At 65.4% G+C, this 20,278-nt stretch carries 20 protein-coding genes and 1 tRNA gene; 18 read left to right on the forward strand and 3 right to left on the reverse strand.

Annotated features, from left to right (window positions below):
- The first annotated feature begins 61 nt into the window (after positions 1–61).
- Positions 62–853, forward strand: a complete 792-nt coding sequence (locus C7I55_RS12915; RefSeq protein ID WP_106513400.1) for a SapC family protein — start codon at positions 62–64, stop codon at positions 851–853.
- Positions 854–1,399: 546 nt separating this feature from the next.
- Here the strand turns inward: C7I55_RS12915 and C7I55_RS12925 are convergent.
- Positions 1,400–2,263: an N-formylglutamate amidohydrolase gene (locus C7I55_RS12925; protein ID WP_106513402.1), complete on the reverse strand. Its 864-nt coding sequence runs from the start codon at positions 2,261–2,263 to the stop codon at positions 1,400–1,402.
- A gap of 158 nt (positions 2,264–2,421) precedes the next feature.
- On the opposite strand from C7I55_RS12925, the gene cpdR reads away from it, so the two are divergent.
- From cpdR to C7I55_RS12940, 3 genes are all read left to right on the forward strand, one after another.
- Positions 2,422–2,799, forward strand: coding sequence for a cell cycle two-component system response regulator CpdR (cpdR, locus tag C7I55_RS12930; RefSeq protein ID WP_106513403.1), 378 nt, complete (start codon positions 2,422–2,424; stop codon positions 2,797–2,799).
- An 85-nt stretch (positions 2,800–2,884) separates the two neighbouring features.
- Positions 2,885–2,959, forward strand: a tRNA-Val gene (locus C7I55_RS12935).
- Between the two features lie 208 nt (positions 2,960–3,167).
- The gene (locus tag C7I55_RS12940; RefSeq protein ID WP_106513404.1) at positions 3,168–3,374 is read left to right on the forward strand and encodes a hypothetical protein; all 207 of its coding nucleotides are present in this window, start codon (positions 3,168–3,170) and stop codon (positions 3,372–3,374) included.
- A 418-nt stretch (positions 3,375–3,792) separates the two neighbouring features.
- Here the strand turns inward: C7I55_RS12940 and C7I55_RS12945 are convergent, their stop codons facing one another.
- Positions 3,793–5,127 (reverse strand): MFS transporter, encoded by a 1,335-nt coding sequence (locus C7I55_RS12945; protein ID WP_106513405.1) that lies wholly within the window; start codon positions 5,125–5,127, stop codon positions 3,793–3,795.
- A gap of 100 nt (positions 5,128–5,227) precedes the next feature.
- Between C7I55_RS12945 and cyoA the strand changes: the two genes are divergently transcribed.
- From cyoA to C7I55_RS12990, 9 genes are all read left to right on the forward strand, one after another.
- Entirely contained in the window at positions 5,228–6,322 is a 1,095-nt protein-coding gene (gene cyoA / locus C7I55_RS12950) for a ubiquinol oxidase subunit II (protein WP_408640605.1), read from the forward strand.
- A gap of 8 nt (positions 6,323–6,330) precedes the next feature.
- Positions 6,331–8,406: a cytochrome o ubiquinol oxidase subunit I gene (gene cyoB, locus C7I55_RS12955; RefSeq protein ID WP_106513407.1), complete on the forward strand. Its 2,076-nt coding sequence runs from the start codon at positions 6,331–6,333 to the stop codon at positions 8,404–8,406.
- Between the two features lie 3 nt (positions 8,407–8,409).
- Entirely contained in the window at positions 8,410–9,036 is a 627-nt protein-coding gene (gene cyoC, locus C7I55_RS12960) for a cytochrome o ubiquinol oxidase subunit III (RefSeq protein WP_106513408.1), read from the forward strand.
- Positions 9,036–9,431 carry a cytochrome o ubiquinol oxidase subunit IV gene (gene cyoD / locus C7I55_RS12965; RefSeq protein WP_106513409.1) on the forward strand — a complete coding sequence of 132 codons (396 nt, stop codon included), beginning with the start codon at positions 9,036–9,038 and terminating at the stop codon, positions 9,429–9,431. The genes cyoC and cyoD overlap by 1 nt, the downstream gene beginning before the upstream one ends.
- Positions 9,432–9,496: 65 nt before the next feature.
- Positions 9,497–10,162: an SURF1 family protein gene (locus C7I55_RS12970; protein ID WP_106513869.1), complete on the forward strand. Its 666-nt coding sequence runs from the start codon at positions 9,497–9,499 to the stop codon at positions 10,160–10,162.
- Complete coding sequence (locus C7I55_RS12975; protein WP_233222198.1) at positions 10,159–11,484, forward strand: ATP-binding protein; 1,326 nt, start codon at positions 10,159–10,161, stop codon at positions 11,482–11,484. The genes C7I55_RS12970 and C7I55_RS12975 overlap by 4 nt, the downstream gene beginning before the upstream one ends.
- A complete protein-coding gene (locus C7I55_RS12980) occupies positions 11,454–11,987 on the forward strand; it encodes a response regulator transcription factor (protein ID WP_106513410.1) in 534 nt (177 codons plus the stop codon). Before C7I55_RS12975 ends, C7I55_RS12980 begins: the two co-directional genes overlap by 31 nt.
- 13 nt (positions 11,988–12,000) lie before the next feature.
- Entirely contained in the window at positions 12,001–13,080 is a 1,080-nt protein-coding gene (locus C7I55_RS12985) for a threonine aldolase family protein (RefSeq protein ID WP_199192819.1), read from the forward strand.
- A 44-nt stretch (positions 13,081–13,124) separates the two neighbouring features.
- Positions 13,125–13,418 (forward strand): hypothetical protein, encoded by a 294-nt coding sequence (locus C7I55_RS12990; protein ID WP_106513411.1) that lies wholly within the window; start codon positions 13,125–13,127, stop codon positions 13,416–13,418.
- Here C7I55_RS12990 and C7I55_RS12995 read toward each other — a convergent pair.
- On the reverse strand, positions 13,401–15,143 hold the full coding sequence (locus C7I55_RS12995) for a sensor domain-containing diguanylate cyclase (protein ID WP_106513412.1): 1,743 nt from the start codon (positions 15,141–15,143) through the stop codon (positions 13,401–13,403). The genes C7I55_RS12990 and C7I55_RS12995 overlap by 18 nt on opposite strands.
- A 177-nt stretch (positions 15,144–15,320) precedes the next feature.
- Between C7I55_RS12995 and C7I55_RS13000 the strand changes: the two genes are divergently transcribed.
- The 5 genes from C7I55_RS13000 to C7I55_RS13020 all read left to right on the forward strand — a co-directional run bounded on the left by C7I55_RS13000 (position 15,321) and on the right by C7I55_RS13020 (position 20,274).
- A complete protein-coding gene (locus C7I55_RS13000) occupies positions 15,321–15,902 on the forward strand; it encodes a TerD family protein (RefSeq protein ID WP_106513413.1) in 582 nt (193 codons plus the stop codon).
- Between the two features lie 15 nt (positions 15,903–15,917).
- Entirely contained in the window at positions 15,918–17,114 is a 1,197-nt protein-coding gene (locus tag C7I55_RS13005; RefSeq protein WP_106513414.1) for a TerD family protein, read from the forward strand.
- Between the two features lie 11 nt (positions 17,115–17,125).
- On the forward strand, positions 17,126–18,217 hold the full coding sequence (locus tag C7I55_RS13010; protein ID WP_106513415.1) for a DUF475 domain-containing protein: 1,092 nt from the start codon (positions 17,126–17,128) through the stop codon (positions 18,215–18,217).
- Between the two features lie 258 nt (positions 18,218–18,475).
- A complete protein-coding gene (locus C7I55_RS13015; RefSeq protein ID WP_106513416.1) occupies positions 18,476–19,051 on the forward strand; it encodes a TerD family protein in 576 nt (191 codons plus the stop codon).
- 50 nt (positions 19,052–19,101) lie between these two features.
- Positions 19,102–20,274, forward strand: a complete 1,173-nt coding sequence (locus tag C7I55_RS13020; protein WP_106513417.1) for a trypsin-like peptidase domain-containing protein — start codon at positions 19,102–19,104, stop codon at positions 20,272–20,274.
- Positions 20,275–20,278: the final 4 nt, after the last annotated feature.

Consider the following 20,278-nt stretch of genomic DNA (forward strand, 5'->3'; position numbering starts at 1 on the left):
GACGATGCCGCGAATGGGCGGTCGCGGGGGCGGCTGCGTTCACATCCTTGGGAGAGATACAATGGCGACTCAGCCGCCGGCCAATTCATTGCCGATTTTCTATGGCGGTCTGGAGCCGCTTTCGAGCAACCAGCACGGCAATTACCGCAGCCGCCCGGCGCAGAAGGCGCCGTTCCTCGCCAACACCCATGCGGTGCCGATCACCATCGACGAATTCGTCGCCTGCCAGCGTTTCTTCCCGATCGCCTTCTCGTCGGGCGACACTCCGGTGCCGCTGGCGCTGATGGGCCTCAACGAGGGCGTCAACGTTTTCGTCGAGGACGACGGCGCGCTGCGCGGCGAGATCTACGTCCCCGCTTACATCCGCCGCTATCCGTTCATGCTCGCGCGTCTGCGCCCGGATGCAGACGAGCTCTCGCTTTGCTTCGATCCGACCAGCGATCTGGTCGGTCCGTACGAGGAGGGTCATGCTCTGTTCGACGACGGCAAGCCGAGCGAGGCGACCAACGCGATCCTCAAATTCTGCGAAGAGTTCGAGATGTCGGCGCAGCGCACTGCGGCGTTCGTCGAAGAGCTCAAGGGCATGGACCTGCTGATGGAGGGCGAGGTCTCGATCCAGCCGGCGGGCGTGGAGCAGCCGTTCATCTATCGTGGCTTCCAGATGGTCAACGAAGAGAAGCTGCGGGATCTGCGCGGCGACGAGCTTCGCAAGATGAACCAGAGCGGCATCCTGCCGCTGGTGATGGCGCACCTTTTCTCGATGACGCTGATGCGCGAGATCTTCGGTCGCCAGGTTCAGCAGGGCAAGGGCCCTGCGATCCCGGTCGAGACCAACGGCGCCGCCGCGTTCTGATTACGACTTGGGCGGCGATGACCAGTGAGGCGGCGGCGCGTTAGACGCGCGCCGCGATCTTCCTGCACTGGATCATCGCCGCCCTGAGCCTCGATGATTTGTTGTTCGGCTGGACAGCGCAACCAGCCCGTTCGGTCCGCTCAGGATTGCACCCTTGCCGATGCCGTGGGTCGACGCGGTTCACGAACCTTTCGAGAGAAGCCCGCGAGCGTCCCTGCTTGTGCTTCACATCGGCGGCGCGCCTGAGCATCATCTTCAAGGCCATCGGCACAAGTCGGCCGAATGGCGCCGTTTCTTTATCGCGGTCGAACCGGTTTTCGCGTGCGGCGAAGACAAAAATCACCCGCCATTGAAACCAATTGGCCCCTTCCTACATTAGACCTGCACGCCCGTCGTATCCCCCCTTTGCGGCGGCGTGTTGCGCCCCTTCGGGGCGTTCCTCCCTGAACCTTGGCCACCTCGCGACATCGCGAGGTGGCTTTTTTTATACCCTGTGTCAGGCCGGGGGTCAGTCCGGTGTTCGGGTGAGGCGCCGCAGCGCCGGGCCTATTCGGCGGCAAGGCCGTCGGCAGGGGCGAGCGCCTGTCCCTCGAGCGCCCGCACGATCGAGGCGATCAGCTTGGCGACCCGGTCGAACCCTGGACCGGGACTGCGCAGATCCGGGCCGAGATAGAGGCTGCGATCGATTTCGAGCTGCAATGCGTGGACGGATTCGCGCGGCCGGCCGTGGAGGACGGTGATGTGCCCGCCGGCATAAGGCGCGTTGCGGGCGACGGAGAAGCCGGCTTCGCGGGCCGCATTCTCGGCTGCGGCCACGAGTTCGGGCGCAATGCTGGTGCCGTGCCGGTCCCCAAGCACGATCTCCGCCTGATCACGGCCCTGCCGCGGCGGCATCGAGTGGCAATCGAGCAGGATCGCCAGCCCGAAGCGGTGCTTCAGTCCGGCAAGCTCTTCGGTGAGGGCGCGATGATAGGGGCGGTGGATCGATTCGATTCGGCGGGTGATCTCGGGTGCCGGTATCCGGTCGCGCCAGATCGCGCCGGCACCCGCCATGCGCGCGGGGACCAGGCCGAGGCCGCCGCGCATTCGGGGCGAATCGAGGATGTGCGCCGGATCGGGACGCGGCACGATCATTCCCGGATCAAGCTCGCGCTCGTCCCGGTTGAGATCGATCTCCGCGCGGGGGGCTTCGGCGACGACCGCCGCCGCACCACCTTCGATCGCCCGCCAGACGAGCCGGTCGACCAGCCGATCCTCCAGGGTCTCGAGCCGCGCCAGCGGGATGCGGGCGAACTTGAGCAGTGATTCGGAATAGGCACGGCCGGCGTGGGGCACCGAAATCAGCACCGGGCAATCCGGTGTGGCCGGGCCGAGGCGCCGGAAGGGAGTGGCGGTGCAGGATTCGGCCATTTGCTTCTCGACGATAAGTAGTGCGCTTTTGGTACGCAATTGCAATCGGGCGCCTGAACGGTCGCAAAACGCGCTGGCGCTGCTGGAAAATGGTAACGCCTTCCGGCATATAGGGGATGACCGACGCGGCATCGGGCTGGGCGTCAGGCGGAGCACAAATGATCAGAATCCTGTTGGCCGAAGACGACGATTCGATGCGCACGTATCTCGCGCGTGCTCTCGAGCGCTCGGGGTACGACGTCGTCGCCGTCGATCGCGGCACCGCCGCCCTCCCGCTGGTTGCGCCTGGTGCGTTCGATCTTCTGCTGACCGACATCGTCATGCCCGAGATGGACGGTATCGAACTCGCCCAGAAAGCCTCGGCGATCGCGCCGGAGATGCGGGTGATGTTCATCACCGGATTCGCGGCCGTCGCGCTCAAGGCCGGCCGCGCCGCGCCGTCGGCCAAGGTGCTCTCCAAACCCTTCCACCTGCGCGACCTCGTCGCCGAGGTGGACCGTCTTTTCCAGACCGAGGATCAGCACGGAAGATTGTAAGCAAAGGCTGTTGCGCTGCGCAAAACTGCCCGCTAAGGGGCTGCGCAGCGGTTCCCGGCGGAAGCTTTTCGACGGGGTCCCGAGTGGGCGTGTAGCTCAGTGGTAGAGCACTGTGTTGACATCGCAGGGGTCGCAAGTTCAATCCTTGCCACGCCCACCATTTTCCTACCGACACGGTAAGCGCCTGGCGCAGCGGGGACCATCCTCGCTGCGCCGCGTTGGTTTTGGCGTCGTCGGCCGCGTGCAACCGGGGACGGGCATCCCGGTCGACGCTGCTCTTCCAGAATCTCGAACATCTTGGCCAGTCTTATCTCACTCCTCTGGAGAGTGAGGATGGGCGAGAGTCTCCTCGACCAAGGAGACCCGCCATGAAGACCACTTCCCCCCGCCACCTTCGCATCAACGCTCCGCTGCTGATCGCGATTGCCTCGGCCACCGCGACCTCTGCGTTGATCTTGTCCAAGGGTCCCGGACAGGCGCTGACCGAAGCCGCGATCGGATCGATGCTGCTCGCGGTGCTGGTTCTGGCGTTCGTCGCCGCAGTGGCGCCGTTCATCGGGGTCGAGCGCCGGTGATCTCCGTTCGGCTCGGAAGCGGTCGCAGGATCGCCTCCAGCCGCTTCGCCTCGGCGCGGGACGCACGGGCCGCGGCGCGATACCCCGCTGGGACGACCGGGTCCGAACTGACCTCCGCGCGCGTTTCCATGCGGGCGGCTTGGCGGCGCCGTTCCTCCGGCGGCTCCCTCAAGGCGCCGGGCGCCGGCGAAGGTGCTGCGGCGCGCGGGGCCGCTCTCATTCTTTGCTCCTCGTGCTCGATGGCTGACCGGTTTCGAAGGCGCTGCGTCGAGCTTGGCCGGGAGAGCCGCCGGGGAGCATAAGGATTGATCTGTAAGGAATAGGTGCTCGGGGCAGGGCCACCTTGGGATCAAAAGCGAGAAAGGCGGCCCGCTGAGCAAGCAGGCCGCCTTTCGTTGTCTATGCGGTGCGCGCGTCCTCAGTCTTCGTGCCGGCGCGCGAATTCCGCATTCATCGCCAGCGCGAGCAGGGTGCACAGCGCGCCGGAGAGCAGATAGGCACCGGCGGCGATCAGTCCGAACTCGCTGGCGAGGAGCAAGGCGACGAGCGGCGCGAAGCCGGCACCGATCAGCCAGGCGAGATCCGATGTCAGCGCCGACCCGGTGTAGCGATATTGCGCCGAGAAGCTCGATGCCATGACACCGGAGGACTGGCCGAAGGCGAGGCCGAGCAGGATGAAGCCGAGCACCGTATAGACGGTCTGGCCGGCCTCGCCGCTGTCGAGCAATTGCGGCGCGAAGCCGCTATAGGCTGCGATCAGCGCGGCGGACACGGCGAGCAAGGCGCGCCGGCCGAGCCGATCGGCGATCACACCGGAGGCGAGGATGGCGAGCACGCCGACCGTCGCCGCGATCATCTCGATCACCAGGAAGCGCACCGGCGCCTCCCGCGTGAACAGCACGATCCAGCTCAGCGGAAACACGGTGACCAGGTGGAAGAGGGCGAAGCTGGCGAGCGGCGCGAACGCGCCGAGCGCAACCGTCTTGCCGTGATGCCGCAGCGTGTCGCGGATCCTGGTCGGCTGCAGATCGCGGCTTTCGAACAGCTTCTGGAATTCCGGAGTCGCGACGATCCGCAGGCGCGCGAACAAGGCGACGACGTTGATCGCGAACGCGACGAAGAACGGATAGCGCCAGCCCCAGGACAGGAAGTCGGCTTCCGAAAGAGTGCTGATGAAGAAGGCGAACAGTCCGCTTGCCACCAGCAGGCCGAGCGGCGCGCCGAGCTGCGGCACCATTGCATACCAGCCGCGGCGGCCCTTGGGCGCGTGCAGCGACAGCAACGAGGGAAGGCCGTCCCAGGCCCCGGCAAGCGCAAGGCCCTGGCCGATCCGGAACAGGGCGAGGAGCACGGCCGAGGCCATGCCGATCTCGGCGTGGCCGGGCAGGAAGGCGAGGGCCATCGTCGATCCGCCGAGCAGGAACAAGGCCGTGGTCAGCTTGACGACCCGGCCATGCTCGCGGTCCATCCACATGAAGATGAGCGTTCCGATCGGCCGCGCGATGAAGGCGAGTGCGAAGATCGCGAACGAATAGATCGTTCCGGTGGTCGCATCGACATAGGGGAAGACCAGCGACGGGAAGACCAGCACCGAGGCGATCGCATAGACGAAGAAGTCGAAGAATTCGGAGGTGCGGCCGATCACCACGCCGACCGCGATCTCGGCGGGCGCCGGAGCGTGCGCGGCGGGCGCGTTGACGTTTGCGGCGTCGCGCGTGTTGGCGTCGAGATCGGGCGTTGCGGCGACGGTCATGCGTTTGAAATCCTGATCATGTGGCGCGCATATCGACGATTCCGGATATGGGTGGGATAGGACAAACTGTCCAATGCTATGCGGGAGCCGGGACGCCTAGATGCCACGCGCCATGCTTCGATCAGCGACATACCGACTCCTCCCCGCGCTCGCCCTCCCGCTCCTCAGCGGCTGCGACTGGGTCGTCATGAATCCCTCGGGAGACATTGCGGCGCAGCAGCGCGATCTCGTCCTCATCTCGACCGGGCTGATGCTGCTCATCATCCTGCCGGTGATGGCGCTCACCGTCTGGTTCGCGATCCGCTACCGCGCGAATCGCAAGTCGGCCGCCCCCTACGATCCCGAATTCGATCACTCGACGATGCTGGAACTCGCCATCTGGGGAGCGCCGCTGCTGATCATCATCGCGCTCGGCGCGCTGACCTGGACGAGCACCCACCTGCTCGATCCCTATCGCCCGATCGAGCGAATCGCCGAAGGGCGGCCGGTGCCGGCACACGTCAAGCCGCTCGAGGTTCAGGTCGTCGCGCTCGATTGGAAGTGGCTGTTCATCTATCCCGAACAGGGGATCGCGACCGTCAACGAGCTCGTCGTCCCCGTCGATCGGCCGCTGCGCTTTCGAATCACCGCATCGAGCGTGATGAACAGCTTCTACGCGCCTGCACTCGCCGGCATGATCTACGCCATGCCGGGAATGGAGACGAAGCTCCACGCCGTGCTCAACAAGCCGGGCAAATATGAAGGCTTTTCCGCCAATTACAGCGGCGCCGGCTTCTCCGACATGAAGTTCCGGATGACCGGCACCGACGAGGCCGGCTTCGCCCGCTGGGCCGAAACGGCGCGGCAGAGCGGCGCCAAGGCCGACGCGGCCACCTATCTCCAGCTCGCAAAGCCGAGCGAGCGCGAGCCGATCCGGCTTTTCTCCAGTCCCCAGCCAGGTCTGTTCGACCGCATCGTCGGGCAGTGCGTGGAGCCGGGCCGGCCCTGCGGTGGCCATGGCGGCCATGGCATTCCGGGCGGCCACAAGGCCGAGGGCGCGATCCAGAAGTCGCCGGGCGAGAAGGGTTCGGGGCCGCACATGACGGCACCTCCGCGGCAGGATCATGCGCCAGGCGTCCACCAGCCCGGTCACCCGGCCAATCGCGATCTCACTTTCCTCCAGCCCCGCGACCACGTCGCTGCGGCGCACGTCTGAGAGCCAGCATGTTCAGCTCCGATTTCCTCAAGACGATCTTCGGGCGGTTGACGCTCGAATCCTTTCCTCTCCACGAGCCGATCATCGTCGCGACCTTCGCCGGCGTGGTCCTGGGCGGAGTCGCGCTGTTCGCGGCGATCACCTATTTCAAGCTGTGGACCTACTTGTGGAAGGAATGGTTCACCAGCGTCGACCACAAGAAGGTCGGCATCATGTACATGGTGCTCGGCATCGTCATGCTGTTGCGCGGCTTCGCCGACGCGCTGATGATGCGCGGCCAGCAGGCGATCGCGTTCGGCGAGAACCAGGGCTATCTGAACGCGCACCATTATGATCAGGTGTTCACCGCCCACGGCGTGATCATGATCTTCTTCGTCGCGATGCCGCTGATCACCGGGATCATGAACTATCTGATCCCGCTCCAGATCGGCGCCCGCGACGTCGCCTTTCCGTTCCTGAACAATTTCAGCTTCTGGATGACCGCCGGCGGCGCCATCGTGATCATGATGTCGCTGTTCGTCGGCGAGTTTGCGCGCACTGGATGGCTCGCTTACCCACCGCTGTCCGGGCTCGATTTCAGCCCCGATACCGGCGTCGATTATTACATTTGGGCGCTGCAGGTCGCCGGCGTCGGCACGACCCTGTCGGGCATCAACCTCATCGCCACGATCGTGAAGATGCGCGCGCCCGGCATGACGATGATGAAGATGCCGGTCTTCTGCTGGACGTCCCTGTGCAGCAACATCCTGATCGTCGCCAGCTTCCCGGTCCTGACCGCGACGCTCGTGCTGCTGTCGCTCGACCGCTACATGGGCTTCAACTTCTTCACCAACGTCAACGGGGGCAACCCGATGATGTACATCAACCTGATCTGGATCTGGGGTCACCCGGAGGTGTACATCCTCATCCTGCCCGCCTTCGGCATCTTCTCCGAAGTCGTGTCGACCTTCTGCGGCAAGCGCCTGTTCGGCTATACGTCGATGGTCTACGCGACGGTGGTCATCACCATCCTCTCCTACCTTGTCTGGCTCCATCACTTCTTCACGATGGGCTCGGGCGCCTCGGTCAACAGCTTCTTCGGCATCACGACGATGGTGATCTCGATCCCGACCGGGGCCAAGATCTTCAACTGGCTGTTCACCATGTATCGCGGCCGCATCCGCTTCGAGCTGCCGATGATGTGGACGGTGGCGTTCATGCTCACCTTCGTGATCGGCGGCATGACCGGCGTGCTGCTCGCCGTGCCCCCGGCCGATTTCGTGCTCCACAACTCGCTGTTCCTGATCGCGCACTTCCACAACGTGATCATCGGCGGCGTGCTGTTCGGCCTCTTCGCCGGGATCAATTACTGGTGGCCCAAGGCGTTCGGTTTCCGGCTCCACGAAGGCTGGGGCAAGGCCAGCTTCTGGTTCTGGGTGGTTGGTTTCTGGGTTGCCTTCACGCCGCTCTACGTGCTCGGCCTGATGGGCGTGACCCGGCGCCTACGCCACTTCGACGATCCCTCGCTCCAGATCTGGTTCGTGATCGCCGCGATCGGTGCGCTCCTGATCTTCCTCGGCATCCTGTGCATGCTCGCGCAATTCGCCTGGTCGATCTGGAAGCGGGAGGAATTGCGCGACGTCACCGGCGATCCCTGGGACGGCCGTACCCTTGAATGGTCGACCTCGTCGCCGCCGCCGCACTACAATTTCGCGTTCACGCCGATCACGGCCGATCTCGACACCTGGTACGACATGAAGCGGCGCGGCCATGAGCGTCCGGTGGGCGGCTATCGCCCGATCCACATGCCCAAGGATACGGGAACGGGCGTGATCCTCGCTGGCCTCAGCGTCGTCTTCGCGGTCGCCATGGTCTGGTACATGTGGTGGCTTGCGATGCTGAGCCTGGTGGCGATCATCGGCGTCGCGATCTGGCACACGTTCAACTACGACCGTGATTACTACATCCCGGCCGAGGAGGTGGCCCGCATCGAGGACGAGCGTACGCGCCTTCTCCAGAACGCCACTCTTCGTAATCCCGACAGTCCGCGCGATCAGGACCGGCCGAGCTTCGGCGCCGGACCGGCCGCGCCGGCGGAGGCCTGATCCATGACTGCCACCACTCCGGCCCATCAGCCGGCAAATCCCGCCTCCTTCTACATGATCGAGGAGGATCACCATCCGGAAGGAAGCACCGCCTTCGGCTTCTGGATGTACCTGATGAGCGACTGCCTGATCTTCGCGGTGCTGTTCGCGACGTTCGGCGTGCTCAGCACCGCTTATGCTGCCGGGCCGACGCCCAAGGAGCTGTTCGATCTGCCGCTGGTCGCGCTCAACACCGCGATGCTGCTCTTCTCGTCGATCACCTACGGCTTTGCGATGCTGGCGATGGAGAAGGACCGGATTCGCCAGACCCAGATCTGGCTGGCGATCACCGGCCTGTTCGGTGCCGCCTTCATCGGCATCGAGCTCTACGAATTCTCGCACCTGATCCACGAAGGCGCCACTCCGCAGACCAGCGCCTTCCTGTCGGCCTTCTTCACGCTCGTCGGCACCCACGGGCTCCACGTCACCTTCGGCCTGATCTGGCTGGTGGTGCTGATGGTCCAGGTCGGCAAGCACGGCCTGATCGAGGCCAATCGCCGCCGGCTGATGTGCCTCAGCATGTTCTGGCACTTCCTCGACGTCGTCTGGATCGGCGTCTTTACCTTCGTCTACTTGCTCGGAGTTCTGTGATGAGCGCCCCCCATTCCGAAGCGGCCCACACGCATGCGCACGGCGCCCACGGCACCCATGGCAGCGGGGAATCCCACGGCACGATGGGATCCTATCTGATCGGCTTCGGCCTGTCGGTGGTGCTCACCGCCATTCCGTTCGCGCTGGTGATGATGGGCAGCCTCGATCGGCAGACCACGGCTTTGCTGGTGCTCGGTGCCGCCCTCGTGCAGATCGTCGTCCACATGGTCTACTTCCTGCACATGAACACGCGTTCCGAGGGCGGCTGGACGATGATGGCTTTGGTCTTCACCGTCGTCGTCGTTCTGATCACGCTCGGCGGATCATTGTGGGTCATGCATCATTTGAACGCCAACATGATGCCGACCCCCGAACAGATGAGCGCAATGCCGTGAACGCAGCGGGCGAACGTCGGTCGCGGCTGACGTTCGCCCTTCTGCTCGCCCTCGGCCTGGTGCTGATGGTAGGGTTCCTTGCTCTTGGCACCTGGCAGGTCGAACGGCGCGCCTGGAAGCTCGATCTCATCGCCCGGGTCGATGACCGCATCCACGCTCCGCCGGTGCCCGCGCCGGGACCAGCAGCCTGGCGCGGAATCGCCGCGCGCACCACCGAATATCTCAGGGTCCGAGCACAAGGTCGGTTCCGGCATGACCGCGAGACCCTGGTGCAGGCGGTGACGGAGCTCGGCCCCGGCTTCTGGGTGCTCACCCCGCTGGATACCGACCAGGGCTTCAGCCTGCTCGTAAACCGCGGCTTCGTGCCGCAGGATCGGCGCTCGGCCAGCGGCCGCCGCCAAGGCAATGTCGACGGGCCGGTCATCGTCACGGGCTTGCTTCGACTTACCGAACCCGGCGGCGGCTTCCTGAGGAGCAACGATCCGGCGAATGACCGCTGGTATTCGCGCGACGTCGCGGCGATCGGGGCCGCTCGCGGCCTCGGGGCGATCGCGCCCTATTTCGTCGATGCGGACGCCGCGCCCAATCCGAGCGGCTGGCCCCGTGGCGGGCTGACCCAGGTCCGCTTCCGCAACAGCCATCTCTCTTACGCCCTGACTTGGTACGGCCTCGCAATGCTGGTCGCTGTCGGGCTGGTGCTGCTGATCCGGCACCGGCGGAGCCGCTCATGACAAGCAAAAGCATCCTTCCGTTCGGCCGACCCGGCGACACCGCCGCCGCCGAGAATATGCGGCAGCTGGTGCAGCTGCGCTGGCTCGCGGCAGCGGGTCAATTGCTCACCATCCTGATCGTTCAGTACCGGCTCGGCGTGTCGCTGCCGCTCGAAGCGATGCTGTCGGTGGTCGCGGCGCTCGGCGCGGTGAACCTGCTCAGTCTCTATCTGGTGCGGCGCCAGACGGTGACCAACTGGGGCCTTTTCCTGTCGCTTGCCTTCGACGTCGGTGCGCTGACCGTGCAATTCTATCTGAGCGGCGGTGCGGAAAACCCGTTCGTCAGCCTCTACCTGCTTCAGGTCGTGCTCGGCGCCATTCTGCTGGATTTCTGGTCGGCGTCCGCGCTCGTCGCGCTCACCGCCATCTGCTTCGCGTTCCTGACCTCGGTGCACCAGCCGCTGCACCTCCCGCCCGATCTCGTCGATGCGCGGAGGCCGCTGTTCCTGTTCGCGGACTGGCTCTGCTTCGCGCTCGTCGCCGTTCTGCTGGTGATGTTCATCGCCCGGATCGGCGGCATCCTGCGCTACCGCGACGCCAGCATCGCCGAATTGCGCCGCCGTGCCGCCGAGGAAGACGGCATCGTTCGCATGGGCCTGCTCGCCTCCGGTGCGGCCCATGAGCTCGGAACCCCGCTTGCCTCCCTTTCGGTGATCCTGTCCGACTGGCGTCGCGATCCCCGGCTGATGAATCATCCGGGCCTGATCGAGGAGATCGGCGACATGCAGGGCGAGGTCGATCGCTGCAAGGCGATCGTCACCGGCGTGCTGCAGCAGGCCGGCGAGCCGCGCGGGATCGCCCCGGAACCGGTCGGTGCCAGCGCCTTCCTTACCGGCATCGCCGAGGATTGGCGCGCGCTCTACGACAAGGAGCCGCTGTTCGTGGACATCAAGCTCGACGAGGAGGAATCGATCATCGCCGATCCTGCGCTCCGTCAGGCGATCTGGAACGTGCTCGAAAACGCCCGGGAGGCATCGCCCGGCCAGGTGGTGCTGGTCGCCGATCGGCGGGGCGATGCCCTGCGGGTGACGGTGTCGGACCGCGGCGACGGCTTCGCGCCGGAGCTGCTGGCAAGCCTCGGCCAGCCCGTCCAGTCGAGCAAGGGGGCAGGGCACGGGGTCGGGCTGTTCCTGACCGGGAACGTCGTGCGCAAGCTCGGCGGACAGCTCAAGATCGAGAATCGGGAACGCGGCGCGGCGGTGACGATGACCTTCCCGCTTGCTACCATCGGCGCGAACGAGGTTGCGAGGAAATGGAAAAGCAAAAAGCGCTCGCCATCGTAGAGGATGACGCGACCTTCGCCCGCACACTCGCGCGCTCGTTCGAGCGGCGTGGCTACGATGTCCGCGTCGCCGGCGATCCGGCGGCGCTGGATCATCTGCTCACCGATTTCTCGCCTCATTATGCCGTCGTCGATCTGAAGCTTGGCACCGAATCGGGCCTCGGCTGCGTCCGGACCTTGAGCGCCTTCGATCCCGAGATGCTGATCGTCGTGCTAACCGGTTTCGCCAGCATCGCGACTGCGGTGGAGGCGATCAAGCTGGGTGCGTGCCATTATCTCGCCAAGCCCTCGAACACGGACGATATCGAAGCCGCCTTCCACAAGGCCGAAGGCGATCCCGAAGTCGCGATCGCCAACCGCCCGACCTCGATCAAGACCTTGGAATGGGAACGGATCAACGAGACGCTCGCCGAAACCGGCTTCAACATTTCCGAAACCGCGCGGCGGCTCGGCATGCACCGGCGGACTCTCGCCCGGAAGTTGCTGAAGCGGCAGGTGAGCTGACGGGATCCGGCACGTGAACGACGACGATCGGCTCGCCAGGCGGCGCTGCACGCGCTTTCTCTCGCAGCATCCGCCAGCGACGCCGGCCGCGACTCTGGCGGACATGGCGGGGCATCAGGCCGCAGCGCTCGATGCCGATATCTATGGCAGCGGCGGTGCCGTCGCGCTTCTGGAGACGCTCGTCAGGGAGTTGCTCGGCAAGCCCGCAGGCCTGTTCTTCGCCAAGGGTGTGACGGCACAGCTGTGCGTGTTGCGGGCGCTGGCGGAGAGAAGGGGCACGGCGAACGTCGCCCTCCATCCGATGAGTCATCTCGATCTCGACGAAGCCAACGCCATCGAGCGGGTCGGCGGGATGCGCGCGATCCGGCTCGGCCGGACCACGCCGTTCGGGCTCGCGGCGCTGAAGGCCGTGCGGGAGCCGCTTGCGGCGGTAACGATCGAGCTTCCGCTGCGCCGGGCGGGCTATCTGCTGCCGCCGCTCGATGAACTGGAAGCGATCTCCGCCTGGTGCCGGGCCCAGGGCATTCCGCTGCACTTCGATGGTGCGCGCCTGTGGGAAGCTGCGGCCGGCTACGGCATCACGCCGGCCGCGCTCGCCGCCATGGCCGACAGTGTCTACGTCTCCTTCTACAAGGGGCTCGGCGGCCTCGGCGGTGCGATGGTCGTCGGATCGGAGGCGCTGGTCGACTCCCTCGCGGTCTGGAAGACCCGCTACGGCGGCAATCTCTACACTGTCTTCCCCTACGCCATCTCGGCCTTGGCGGGGATCGAACGGCATCTTTCCCGCATGTCCGCTTACGTCCATCGGGCGCGAACGCTTGCGATGAAGCTCGCGGCCGAGCCGCGGCTGATCGTCAATCCGGCACGGCCGCACGTCAATGCATTCCAGCTGCTGATCCAGGGCAATCCGGCGGAGCTCGCCGCGCGCAATCGCGCATTCGCCGAGCGCGAACGGATCTGGCTGTTCAACGCCTTCCACGAACCACCGATCGCCGGATGGTCGACGGCCGAGGTCGTGATCGGCGAGGCGGCCCAGGAACATACCGACGATGACGCATTCGGCTGGATTAGGTCCTTTCTGGCGCAATCCTGAAGCTCCGGTCCGCAGCGTCCAGCCTAGTTGTGCGTTACGCGGCCATGAACGACACCGATGCCGCCATCGTCCGATCCGAGCTGGTCGCGCTCCAGGCCGTCCTCATCGCATTGATGCGGCGGATGGTGAGACATGCACCTGAAATGTCGCCGGTGCTGTGCGGCGCGTTCGAGGATGCCGAGGCGATCGTCACCGGTGTCGCGATGCGGATGGACATGGAGGATCCCGGTGGGTCCGCATTCGGCGCGCTGCGCGTCATCGAGGAGATGCGCGCCGGCGTGATCAAGGACGAGGCGATCTGCGGCGAGCGTAGCGGCGCGCTAGGCGGCCAGTCGTAGCCTGTCCCGTCCCTCGGCCTTGGCGCGATAAAGCGCGGCATCGGCGGCGCGGAACGCAGTGCTTGCGTCGCTGGCGCTGCGCAGATCGACAAGGCCGGCACTGACGGTGATCCGCACGTCGCCGGACGAGGTCGGGACCGGCGTTTCCGAGACGGTCTGACGCAGGTGATCGCACAGGGTTTCGGCTTCGGCTTGGGTGAGGTCGGCAAGAATGATCCCGAATTCCTCGCCGCCGAGGCGTGCCACGAGGTCACGGCCGCCGGTGATGCTTTGCGCCATTTCCGCAAAGGCGACGATCACGGCGTCGCCGGCATCATGGCCGAACCCGTCATTGACCGCTTTGAAGTGATCAATGTCGAACACCGCCAGGCATCCGGCGCTGCAGCCGCCCCGCTCCAGCATCATGTGCAATCGGGCTTCGAAGCCGCGGCGATTGGCCAGGCCGGTGAGCGGATCGGTGCTCGCCGCCTGCGTCAGGCGCATTTCGGTTGCCTTGCGCTCGGTGATGTCGCGGATCGAGCTGACGATCCCGTCGGGCTCGCCTGCGTCGTTGAGCACGGCGCGGCTGCGTGTCTCGAACCAGCGCATCTCGCCCTCGGCGGTGAGGCCGCGATGATCGGTCGTGATGGTCCGGCCGGGCGCGCGCAACGCGGCCTGGTGCGCGGCCCAGGCGATCCCCCAATCCTCCTCGCAGACCAGCTTCTGCGCGGGTCCTCCTACCAGACCTTCCGGTGCGTAGCCGGCCACGGAGGCGATCGCCGGGGAGACGTAGCGAATGGTCCCGTTGGCATCAAGGTTGAGGATGATGTCGGTCGAATTCTCGGTGACCAGCCGGAAACGGGCCTCGCTGTCGCGCAGCGTTTCGTAGAGCCGCTTGCGTTGTTTGAGGTCCGCGGCGACCGGCAGGATCGTCAGCACTGCGGCGGCCATGTAGAGCTGGAAAAAGTGGACCCGGGTCGCCGCCTCGGTCTGGATGTAGCTGGTTGGGCCCATGCCGCGGAGCGTGAACCATCCGCCGACGAGCGCGACGATGATGATCGAGACGGCGGCCCCGAGCCGGCCGAGGCGGAAGGTCGCAAGCGTCAGCGCCAGCATGGGCAGGAAGCCGAGCGGCAGCCGATTCTGTGCGAAGGCGATGACACAGGTCAGACTCACGAGCGCGAACAGCAGGCCGCCTTCCACCCGCTGGCCGGCGGTGGAGTTGCGCGACCAGTCGCGGAACTCGCCCCTGAGCAGCAGCATGAACAGGGGGGTGAAGGTGAGCATCCCGAGGCCGTGGCCGAGCACCCAGTTGAGCAGATTGCCGGTGAACGGCGTGCCGGTGACCACGGTGACGCACAATGCGCCGGCGAGTCCCGCGCAGGCCGGCGCCAGCAGGCATGCACCCGAAAAGCAGGCGATGCCGTGGCCGGATTCGAAATAGGTGCCGCGCGGATGCCAGCGTTGCAGCAACAGGGCAGCCAGCAGCGGTTCGCAGACGTTGATCAGCGCCATCGGCACGGCTCCGACCGGGCCGATCCCCACGGTGAACGTCGCTACGGTGCTGCCGATGGCGAAGGCGGCGAGCGCCGCGGGCCAGGCGCGCCGCGGACGGGTGAGCAGGTAGGCGAGGGCATAGCCGCCCGCGACCCACATCAGCGCGACGCCGCCCCCGATCCGTGTGGAACTGACCGTGGCCGCTGCAAGCGCCAGAAAAAGAAGAAGCTGTAAGCCAAGGTGGCGCAACGAATTTTCCCCCGCGGAGACCGTCTAGCGTGACCAGGGTTAACAAGCGGGAAATGGAGCGCGATGAAGTAGGGCAGGGGCTTGGCCGCGCAGACGCCGGTGACTTCATCTGTCCAGAAAGTCTATTGCGCCCGTCCGCAATACTGGCTTAGCCTCGCCGATGAAGGGGCTTCAAACATGGTCAGTCTGACAAAGGGTCAAAGCGTTCGTCTCGAGAAGACCGGCGGCGGAACGCTGTCGCGGGTGACGATGGGGCTCGGCTGGGACGTTCGAAAGGCCGGCGGACTGCGCGGGCTGTTCGGCGGCGGCGGCGGCGACGTGGACCTCGATGCGTCCTGCCTGCTGTTCGATTCGGCACGGACGATGGTCGATTCGATCTGGTTCCGGCAGCTCCGCAGCAAGGATGGCAGCATCATCCACACCGGCGATAACAGGACCGGTGCGGGTGATGGCGACGACGAGCAGATCACCGTCGACCTGACGGCTCTTCCTCCGCAGGTCACTGCCCTCGTTTTCACCGTCAACTCCTTCACGGGCGACACGTTCGAGCGGGTCGAGAATGCCTATTGCCGGCTCGTCGACTCTGCGGCGGGGCAGGAGATGGCACGCTATCAGCTGAGCGGAAGCGGATCTCATACCGGCCAGGTGATGGCGAAATTGTCGCGCGCGAACGGCGGGTGGGAGATGAAGGCGCTTGGTGAGAAGACCGCGGGCCGCACCTTCCATGACATGATGCCCGCCATTCTGGCCCAGCTCTGAGCCGGGGCGAGGAACATGCAATTGCAGCGTGGGGCTAACACGCCCGTTGACGGGGACAGCGTGCGGGTGCGGCTGAACCTCGGCGCGGGTGCCACCGACGTTTCGGCCTATCTGCTCGGCGCCGAAGGCAAGGTCCGCGGCGATCACGACATGGTCTTCTACAATCAGCCCGAGGCGGCGAATGGCGCTGTCCGGCTGACCAAGGAAGCGTCCGGGATCGTCTTCGACGTCCGTCTCGGCAATCTGCCTGGCGAGGTCGTGCGGATCGTCTTCTGTGTCACCGCCGACGCAGCGGCGGGCACGCTGAATCTTTCCAGTCTCGGCTCGGCCGCGATCGTCGTCGAAGGCAGCGGCGGCATTGTGGCTGCGGAATTTCGGCCCGATCTTGCCACCGCTACCGAGGCGGCGATGACGTTCGGCGAACTCTACCGTCGCGGGGATTCCTGGAAGTTTCGCGCCGTGGGCCAGGGCTTTAACGGTGGATTGGCTCCGCTTGCTCGATCGTTCGGGATCGACGTTGCCGATGCGCCGCCGCCCGCACCGGCTCCGCCTCAGCCGGCTCCGCCGCCCGCACCTCCACCTCCGCCTCCACCTCCACCTCCGCCTCCTCCGCGGCCCGTCAGCCTCTCCAAGGTAAGCCTCGAGAAGCGGGGCCAGTCGGTGAGCCTTGAGAAGCGGGGCGCAAGCTTCGGTCAGATCCTGATCAACCTGAACTGGTCGCGCGGTCGGCGCGGCTTTTTCGGCGGGAGCGCGGTGGATCTCGATCTCGGCTGTCTTCTCGAGATGGCCGATGGACGCAAAAGCGTCGTCCAGGCACTCGGCCGGATGTTCGGAAGCTACAATGATCCGCCATTCATCGGGCTCGACGGCGATGATCGGACGGGGGACGTCTCGCAGGGCGAGAACATGCGGATCAATGGTACGCATTGGAACCAGATCCGCAGGGTGGCGGTATTTGCGAACATCTACGACGGCGCGCCCAACTGGCAGCAGACGGATGGCGTGGTCACCGTGACGATGCCGGATCAGCCGCCGATCGAAGTTCGCATGACGGAGGGGCGCAACGATCGCAGGCTCTGCGGCATCGTGCTTCTCGAAAATGACGGCGGAACGCTGAAGGTAACCCGGATCGTGGACTATTACCGCGATCAGAGCGAACTCGACCGGGCGCATGGCTGGGGCCTGCGCTGGGTCGCGGGCAGCAAGGATTGAGGGGACGAACGGTGCTGGCGTATTTCAGGGGTGCATTGCTCTTTACCGTGATCTGCCTCGGCCTTGCCGTTTGGCTCGGCTGGTCGACGACGGGAACGATCGGCGGCACCGCCGGCATTCTCTGGATCGTGATCGTCCTCAGCGTCCTCGAAGTCTCGCTGTCGTTCGACAATGCGGTCGTCAACGCAGCGGTTCTGAAGGAAATGTCGCCGATCTGGCGCAAGCGGTTCCTCACCTGGGGCATCGCGATCGCGGTGTTCGGCATGCGCGTCTTCTTCCCCCTAGCGATCGTTGCGATCGCGGCGCACCTCGGGCCGATCGAGGCGGTGAAGCTGGCGGCCGCCAATCCCGCCGAATATGAACGGATCATCACCGGGGCGCATGTGGGTATCGCCGGCTTCGGCGGAGCCTTTCTCGCCATGGTCGGGCTCAAATTCTTCTTCGATCAGGACAAGGACGTTCACTGGATCGACGTCATCGAGCGTCGGCTCGCACGCCTCGCCTCGATCGACGCCGTCGAAATCGCGTTCGTTCTGCTCGCGCTCTACGGCATCTCCACCATGCTGCCGGGCGACGAACCGCATACGTTCCTGGTTGCCGGCGTCTTCGGCATTCTTGCCTACCTCGCCGTGGAAGCGGTGAACTCTTTGCTAGAGCCGGATGAGCACGCCGTCGCCGCCGGCGCGGCGCGGTCGGGCCTCGCCGGGTTCCTGTATCTCAACCTGCTCGATTCCGCCTTTTCGTTCGACGGGGTGATCGGCGCCTTCGCCTTGTCGAACAACATTTTCGTGATCGCGCTTGGCCTCGGCATCGGTGCGATGTTCGTCAGATCGATGACCATTCTCCTCGTCGACAAGGGCACGTTGGCCGAATATCGCTACCTCGAACATGGCGCGTTCTGGGCGATCCTTGCGCTCGCCATCATCATGCTGCTCTCCGCCCGCTTCCACATCCCTGAAGTGATCACGGGCCTGATCGGCGCGATCCTGATCGGCGCGTCCCTCTTCGCCTCGGCGCGGTACAACAAGCAGGAACATGCAAGCGGGGGGGCGCCGGAGCCCCATCAGCCGATCGGCCCGGGCGGGTCCAAGCTCGACGTCTGACCGGACAGGAGGCCAGAACAGGGGACAATGCGGCAGTTCGGCCCGTTCCGACTTCACTCGGCCGCGGCGAGCTGTTGATCGCCGCCCAGGCAGAGGCGAGATTTCCGGCGTGACGATGGTTCTGGCATTCGGCAGAGTTCATCGGCACGGATAGGAATGCGAATGCCGCGTCGGCGAACAAGGTCGTGAGGCCTTGCTCAAGGCGCGCAAACATGGGTGTCAAATGTCGGCTGAGGCCGATTTCGGGAGCAGAAATACGTGGCAATATCTCTTAGCAAGGGCGGAAACGTCAGCCTCACCAAGGAAGCGCCGGGTCTGCGTTCGGTCCGGGTCGGTCTCGGCTGGGATCAGCGGGTAACGGACGGCTCTTCGTTCGATCTCGACGCGAGCGTCTTCCTGCTCGGAGAGAATGGCCGGGTGCGTTCCGATGCCGATTTCGTCTTCTTCAACAATCTCCAGGGCGCCGGCGGCGCCGTCGTCCACCATGGCGACAACCTCACCGGCCTTGGCGAGGGTGATGACGAGGTGGTCACGGTTCACATCGACCAGGTGCCAGCCGATCTCACGAAGATCACCTTCGCGGTGACCATCTACGAAGGCACCGAGCGCCGGCAGAATTTCGGCATGGTTTCGAATGCCTTCATCCGGGTCGTCAATGCCGAGGGCGGCGTCGAGCTCGCGCGCTACGATCTTTCGGAAGATGCCTCCACCGAAACCGCAATGGTCTTCGGCGAGCTCTACCGGCATGGTGCCGAGTGGAAGTTCCGGGCTGTCGGCCAGGGATTCAACGGCGGCCTTGGGCCGCTCGCGCAATCCTACGGCGTCAACGTCTGAACGGCCGTTGCGGGGCGCGCGCGATCGCCTGAAGAGCGGCTGAAACCGTGATGCGGGAGATCGCAGCCGGAGAAAGGGTCTCCCTTCCGGGCGCTCAGCTCGAGATCGGCCTTGATGGACCGTCTCTCGACAGATTGGGGGCCGAGCTCGGTTCGATGCTCGTTGCCCTCGATGCGCGGCGGCAATGCTCCGCCGCGTTCCGGCCGCTCGACATCGGGGCACGCGAACTCCGGCCGGGCGCCGCGTTCGACGAGATGGGAGCGCTGAGGCTCGACGTCGCCGCCTTGCCGGCCGACGTCGAGCGCCTGCTCCTGATCCTGTTTCTCCGCCGCGGCGCGGGGAGAGGGCTGAGCTTCCGGGACTTCGGCAGGATCGACGCCACCTTCGGGGATTTCCGCTTTTCGCTCGATCTCACCAATCGCGGCGAGGCGGCCCTGATCATCGGCGAGGTCTATCGGCGCGAAGGTGCCTGGCGGCTGACCGCCAACGGGCAAGGCTTCGTCGGCGGTCTCCCGGCCCTGGCCAATGCCCTCGGCATCGACATCCCGATCCCAGTCGCTCCTGATTTGCCGCGGCCGGGCGAACGCGGACACGGGTCGGGATCCAGCTTCTCCGGCAGCGGTTTTGCCGTGGATTCCAGCCATATCCTCACCAATGCGCATGTGATCGACGGCGCAGCGAAGGTCGACATCTCCGGAGACCGATTGACGATGCCCGGAGAGGTCGTCTTCTCGGATCCGCGAAACGACATCGCGCTGCTTCGCGTGGATCGGCAGCTCCCCGCGTTCGCGCGCTTTCGCAGCCAGATCGATCTCCACCTCGGGGAGGATGTGATCGTTCTCGGCTTTCCCTTGCAGGGCCTGCTCGGAGCAGGCCCACAGGCGACGGCAGGGAATGTCTCCGCGCTGTGCGGCATCGGCAACGATACCAGCGTGATGCAGTTCAGCGCACCGATCGCCAGCGGCAACAGTGGTGGCCCGGTCCTCGATCAGTCCGGCCTGATCGTCGGGCTCGTCCATGCCTCGCTCAATCTCGATCGAGTCCGCGAAGGCGGGAGCAGCGCCGAAAACATCAATTTCGGGGTGAAGGGTGCAGTGGTGCGCAGCTTCCTGTCTGCCGTTGGGGTGGAGCCTGAACTTTGCCTCGAAGCACCGGTGCGCAGCCGCGCGGACATCGTGCGGGAAGCGCGAACCTTCATCTACCGGATACGGTGCGAGGGATGAAAGC

Origin of the sequence: Allosphingosinicella deserti (assembly GCF_003012735.1) — a bacterium.
GTDB classification, from domain to species: Bacteria; Pseudomonadota; Alphaproteobacteria; order Sphingomonadales; family Sphingomonadaceae; genus Allosphingosinicella; species Allosphingosinicella deserti.